This is a genomic window from Candidatus Methanomethylophilus sp. 1R26, assembly GCF_001481295.1.
GTDB lineage: Archaea > Thermoplasmatota > Thermoplasmata > Methanomassiliicoccales > Methanomethylophilaceae > Methanomethylophilus.
In genome coordinates this window covers 1-5316 of sequence record NZ_LOPS01000043.1, presented here as the reverse complement: position 1 = coordinate 5316, position 5316 = coordinate 1, and the positions used below count along the sequence as shown (strand labels likewise).

Sequence of the window (5316 nt, the reverse complement as noted above, 5' to 3'; positions counted from 1 at the left end):
AGATCCTCCTGTCGTAGGTGGCCTCCCCGATGAACCTGTCCGCGCAGTGGATCGGCTGCACCAGCAGGTCGAAGTGCTCGGCAGGGGGGTCGAGCATGACCCTCGCGCCCTTGTGCTTCAGGTCGCCCATGATGTCGCGGGGCGTGACGTGGTACACGTCCGTGGCGGTGACGTCGTCGCCTCTTTTCAGGTACTCTTCCGCAAGGACCTTGCCGCCGTGCACCAGATCGAGAACCAGAACCTTCATCTTCCCAGATCCTCACATGCCGTAGAAGTCCCTGGCAAGCTTAATCATCGCGTCGCACAGGCGGGGGTCGTCCTCGACCGGCCTGAGGTAATCCACATGGACTTTGCGGCCGCCGGCCTCGATGTCGCCCCCGGCGGAGTACGGCGGTATGCCGATCTGCTCCGGGATCTCCTCGCCGAGGTGGAGGCCCATGGCGATGAACATCGGGACGGCGACTATGCGGTCAGCTCCTTTTGAAACGAGAGCGGCGACCGCGTCAGCGATCCTGGGCTCGTTGAACTCGTTGTAGGCATGGGCGACGTTCGCGAACCCGTACCTTCTCAGCCTGTTCTCGGCATCCGCGACGGCCTCGGCGTTGCCGGACAGGGGGTCCAGGGTCCCGTGGCCGAGCACGAGGATGCCGTCATCCTTCGAGGCCCCGGCGTCCGCCAGTTTGTCGCAGAGGATGTTGGCGAGCAGGTCGCCTGCGCCGAATGCGGGGGCAGTGCGGACCTTCACCGGCCTGCCGAACTTCTCGGTGACCCCGTACGAGCACGGAAGGCCGAGTTTCTCCGGGATCAGGGTGCGGGTCATCTTCCCCTCGGCGATATAGTAGGGGATGACGAGGACGTCGTCGATGCCGTCGGCGACCATCTTCTCCATGGCCTCTGGGATGGACGGGGAGCTCACGCGGAAGTACCCGATGTAACGTCGGGGATCCCCCTGGCCCTCATCCTGGCGGCCTGTTTCTCCATGACCTCTTCGAGGTTCCCTTTCCTGGTTCCGTACCCTGCAACAAGTATACCCTTTGCCATCAGCAATCACATCCTCCGGGAGGCCCCAGGCGCATGCGCCGGCGACATCCTCGGACAGGTCGTAAAGCGTTTGCGCCAGTCTTCTGTACTCGTCCGCCTGGGCGGACTCCGGGGCTCCGGACACCACGGTGGTGAGCCGGGCCTCGCATTCCTGCACCGTCGGGCTCCTGGGGACGCGGTAGACCGTGCGGGACCCCATCTCGGCCGCCGCCTTGTCCACCAGGCCGTCCTCCCCCGGCCACTCCGCGGGAGTTCTGGATGAGCCCTCCGAACCTGGCGTAGCCGTCCTCCTTGAACCCGGCGACGGCCTCGGCGATGTTGCTGGCCGCATAGAGCGACATCATCTCTCCCGAGGTGACGACGAAAACGTCCCTGGCGTAGCCGTTCCTTATGGGCATCGCGAACCCGCCGCAGACGACGTCGCCGAGCACATCGTAGACGATGACGTCAGGGCGGCAGACGTCCATGCGTCCAGCCTCTCGAGCTCCGCGAAGGCGGCCATGATGCCCCTCCCGGCGCACCCCATGCCGGGCCTGGGGCCCCCGCATTCCACGCAGAGGACGCCGTGCCTTCCCTCGATGACTATGTCATCCAGTTCCAGCTCCCCTCCGTCCCTCATCTTCTGGAGGACGGTGGCCGGCCTCTCCGTGCCGGTGAGCAGGCGCGTCGAATCGGCCTTCGGGTCGCACCCGATCTGCATGACCCTGAGGCCCTTCTCGGCCAGGGCGTCGGAGACGTTGGATGACGTCGTCGACTTCCCGATGCCGCCTTTGCCGTACACGGCGATCCTGCGCATGCATCGAGTTATGACCGCTTGGATAATAAGATTAACCTATGCCCGTGTTACTGATGGGGCACAGCCCCTGCCGGGCCGCCATAAGGGGCGGCCCGTATGCGGGATCACTCCTCAGGGCTGCGGCAGACCAGGACGGGGCACTTGGACAGCCTGACGACCTTCTCGGCGACGGAGCCGATTATGGCCCTTCTCATGCCGGTGCGGCCCAGGGTCCCGGTGACGACGAGGTCGTGGTTCTCCGATTCGGCGACGATGGCCTCGTACGGGTGTCCGGATACGATCTTAGGCGTTACGCAGACGCCGACCTCCTTCCCCTTCTGGATTATGTATGCGAGGGATTCCTCGGAGATCTTGATGATGTAGTCGCGCTCCGGGCTGCAGCCGTCGGAGGAGGCGTAGTTGCCGTAGCTTCCGACGTCGAAGACGCAGAGCGCGGTCACGTTGGACCCGAGGCGCTTGGCAAGGGCGAGGCCGGTATCGACGGCGACGTGGTTGCTGTTGCTCCCGTCGACTGCGATGAGGATCTTCTTGAAAAGCGGTGTTCCGCCGGTTTCTTCTGTCATGATCGGCTGGGTATATCGATGCACGCGCTTATCAATCCATCCGTTGCCTGCGCCGGGTTCCCTGGAACATCCGGCGGCAGGCCTCTCCGGAGGGCTCCGGATATAGGGAAAGCACGGCGGAACGGGTTTCTTTCTGTTACTTTTTTAATATGCCCTCTGCCATACACGCCCGATATCAAAGCAGGTGATCCCCCGATGATGGTTAATGCCGAACTCTACGTCCGCGACCTCCCCGGCCAGCTGGTCGGGTCCCTCGAGCCCATTTCGATGGTCGACGGGAACATCGTGGGCGTCGTCCACGACCGCGAGCAGAAGGTCAACAACAGGATCCTCGTCAGCGTGACCTTCGAAGTATCGACCACCCGCGAGCTGGACCAGCTGAAGGCCATCTGGAGGTCCAAGGACATCGTCATCTCCAAGCTCGGCTCCGTCTACGAGACGGTCACGGCCGAGTACATGCTCCTCGGCAAGTTCGGGGCGGCCTACGTCGATGACATCATCGACAATGCCTCGAAGATCGTCGATTTCGAGAGCGTCGACGTCTCCTACACCTCGAAGAACTCCGCCGACGACTCGAGGACCGCTCTCATCACCGCCGAGCTCAGGAACCACGAGGACCGCGACAAGCTCGACAGGTTCCTCTTCAAATCCTCCGAAAGAGACGGCCTCATGCTCATCAGGGGGCTGGGCTTTGATTAAGATCGCTGTCTCCGGCTTCGGCACCGTCGGCCAGGGGGTCGCCGAGGTCCTCCTCAGGAGAAAGGATTTCCTCACGGCGCGCTACGGGGAGATGCCGCAGGTCGTCCTCGCCATGGACTCGAAGACCTACGCAGCGGACCCGAAAGGGCTGGACCTGCAGGGCCTGATCGACCGGAAGAAGGAGACCGGCTCCGTCGGGAAGACGAAGTACTCCGACTCCGCCGAGGTCCTCTCCGGGACGGACTACGATATCCTGATCGAGGTCACTCCCACCGACATCAAGACCGGCGGCGCGGGCCTCGTTAACATCACGCGCGCCTGGAGTCCGGGAAGGACGTGATAACCGTCAACAAAGGCCCGCTGGCACTCAAGTTCTGCGATCTCATCGGGCTAGCCAGGAAGAACGGGTGCAAGTTCCGCTTCGAGGGCACCGTCGGCGGGGCAATGCCGATCATCAACCTCTGCCACGAGAACCTCGTGGGAGAGCATATCCGCTCCATCCGCGGGATCTTCAACGGCACCTGCAACTACATCCTCAGCAAGATGGACAAAGGCCAGCCCTATGAACAGGCGCTCAAGGAGGCCCAGCAGCTCGGCTACGCGGAGACAGACCCGACCAACGATGTCGAAGGCTACGACACCGCCGCCAAGGTGACCATCCTCGCCAACTCGGTCTTCCACAAGAATGTGACTGTGAACGATGTGAAGATCACCGGCATCAGCAAGATCACCGCCGAGGCCGTCGCCCAGGCCGCATCCCACAACATGGTCATACGCCTCATCGGAGAGGTCTCGGAGACCAAGCTGGAGGTCAGCCCCAGGCTCATACCCGTCGGGCACCCGCTGAGCATCAGCGGGACGCTGAACATAGCGCAGATCGAGGCGGACCTGGCCGGGCCCGTCACCATCACCGGAAGAGGCGCCGGGAAGATCGAGACCGCCTCGGCCATACTCAGCGACCTCATCGCCATCCTGGATGAGAGGCGCGGGCATGCCTGAGGTCTGGCTCTACGACACTTCTCTCCGCGACGGCGCCCAGGGGGACGGCGTTTCCTTCTCCGCTGCCGACAAGCGCGAGATCGCCCGCCGGCTCGACGCCTTCGGGATACCGTACATCGAAGGAGGGTGGCCGGGCTCCAACCCTGTGGACGATGAGTTCTTCGGGGATCCGCCGGAACTGAAGAGATCCAGGCTCTGCGCTTTCGGGAGCACCCGCCGCGCCGGCGTGCCTGAGAGCACGGACGCCTGCATGGACGCCCTCGCCTCATCCCCGGCCCCCGTCTGCACCGTGTTCGGGAAGACCTGGGACTTCCACGTCGAGAGGGCGCTCCGCACGACCCTCGAGGAGAACCTGGAGATGATCGCCGGCTCGGTCCGCTTCCTGAAAAGCAAAGGGAAGGAGGTGGTTTTCGACGCCGAGCATTTCTTCGACGGCTATGCCGCCAACCCCGGTTACGCGATGCAGTGCCTCGGGGCGGCCGCATCCGCGGGCGCCGACTGGCTCGTCCTCTGCGACACCAACGGCGGGACCCTCCCCGACCGCGTTTCCGAGATCGTGAGGAAAGTTTCGAAAGACCTCGGGGTCCCCGTCGGCATTCACGCCCACAACGACTGCGGCCTCGCCGCCGCGGTCTCCGCGGCCGCCGTCATGTCCGGGGCGGAGATGGTCCAGGGAACGGTCAACGGGATAGGGGAACGCTGCGGGAACGCGGACCTCTGCACCGTCGCCGGGATCCTCGGTGCCAAGATGGGGATGGACCTCGGAGTGGACCTGAAAGGGCTGACCCAGCTGTCAGCCGGCATCGCGACGTGGAGAACCTCGCCCGCCCCCCGGGCCTGCCTTTCGTGGGAGAGGACGCCTTCGCTCACAAGGGCGGGATGCACGTTTCCGCGCTGGTCCGCGACCCGCGCACCTACGAGCACATCGACCCGTCCTCGGTCGGGAACACCCGCCGCGTGCTGGTCTCCGACATGGCGGGGAAGGCCAGCATCGCCGAGAAGCTCCGCGAGCTCGGCATCGAGGAGGGGGCGGACTCCGGCGCCATCGCCGACAGGGTGAAGGGCCTGGAGGCTGAGGGATACCAGTTCGAAGGCGCCGATGCCAGCTTCGAGCTCCTGGTGAGGAAGATGCGCGGAGAGCTGAGGCCGGCCTTCCGCCTCGACGGATTCCGCCTCTTCATCGATGCAGGCGCCGGCGGGGGCATAACCAGCGAGGCC

General features: G+C 64.4%; 5 protein-coding genes and 4 pseudogenes. 5 read left to right on the top strand and 4 right to left on the bottom strand.

Annotation, left to right across the window (positions count from 1 at the left end):
* The 4 genes and pseudogenes from AUQ37_RS07635 to AUQ37_RS07620 all read right to left on the bottom strand — a co-directional run.
* Positions 1-247, bottom strand: a pseudogene (locus AUQ37_RS07635) (coenzyme F430 synthase); the annotation flags it as partial.
* A gap of 12 nt (positions 248-259) precedes the next feature.
* Positions 260-1051 (bottom strand): sirohydrochlorin chelatase, encoded by a 792-nt coding sequence (locus AUQ37_RS13105; RefSeq protein ID WP_394325626.1) that lies wholly within the window; start codon positions 1049-1051, stop codon positions 260-262.
* 48 nt (positions 1052-1099) lie between these two features.
* Positions 1100-1837: pseudogene (locus tag AUQ37_RS13750) on the bottom strand (AAA family ATPase); the annotation flags it as partial.
* A gap of 104 nt (positions 1838-1941) precedes the next feature.
* Positions 1942-2400, bottom strand: a complete 459-nt coding sequence (locus tag AUQ37_RS07620) for a universal stress protein (RefSeq protein ID WP_058748088.1) — start codon at positions 2398-2400, stop codon at positions 1942-1944.
* 198 nt (positions 2401-2598) lie between these two features.
* On the opposite strand from AUQ37_RS07620, the gene AUQ37_RS07615 reads away from it, so the two are divergent.
* The 5 genes and pseudogenes from AUQ37_RS07615 to AUQ37_RS10275 form a co-directional block, all read left to right on the top strand.
* Complete coding sequence (locus AUQ37_RS07615; protein WP_235585018.1) at positions 2599-3099, top strand: homoserine dehydrogenase; 501 nt, start codon at positions 2599-2601, stop codon at positions 3097-3099.
* Entirely contained in the window at positions 3092-3439 is a 348-nt protein-coding gene (locus tag AUQ37_RS12590) for a hypothetical protein (protein ID WP_235585017.1), read from the top strand. Before AUQ37_RS07615 ends, AUQ37_RS12590 begins: the two co-directional genes overlap by 8 nt.
* Positions 3436-4098 carry a homoserine dehydrogenase gene (locus AUQ37_RS07610; protein WP_235585016.1) on the top strand — a complete coding sequence of 221 codons (663 nt, stop codon included), beginning with the start codon at positions 3436-3438 and terminating at the stop codon, positions 4096-4098. The genes AUQ37_RS12590 and AUQ37_RS07610 overlap by 4 nt, the downstream gene beginning before the upstream one ends.
* Positions 4076-4837 (top strand): annotated as a pseudogene (locus tag AUQ37_RS07605) (citramalate synthase); the annotation flags it as partial. The gene AUQ37_RS07610 and the pseudogene AUQ37_RS07605, both read left to right, overlap by 23 nt.
* Positions 4838-4977: 140 nt before the next feature.
* Positions 4978-5316 (top strand): annotated as a pseudogene (locus AUQ37_RS10275) (citramalate synthase); the annotation flags it as partial.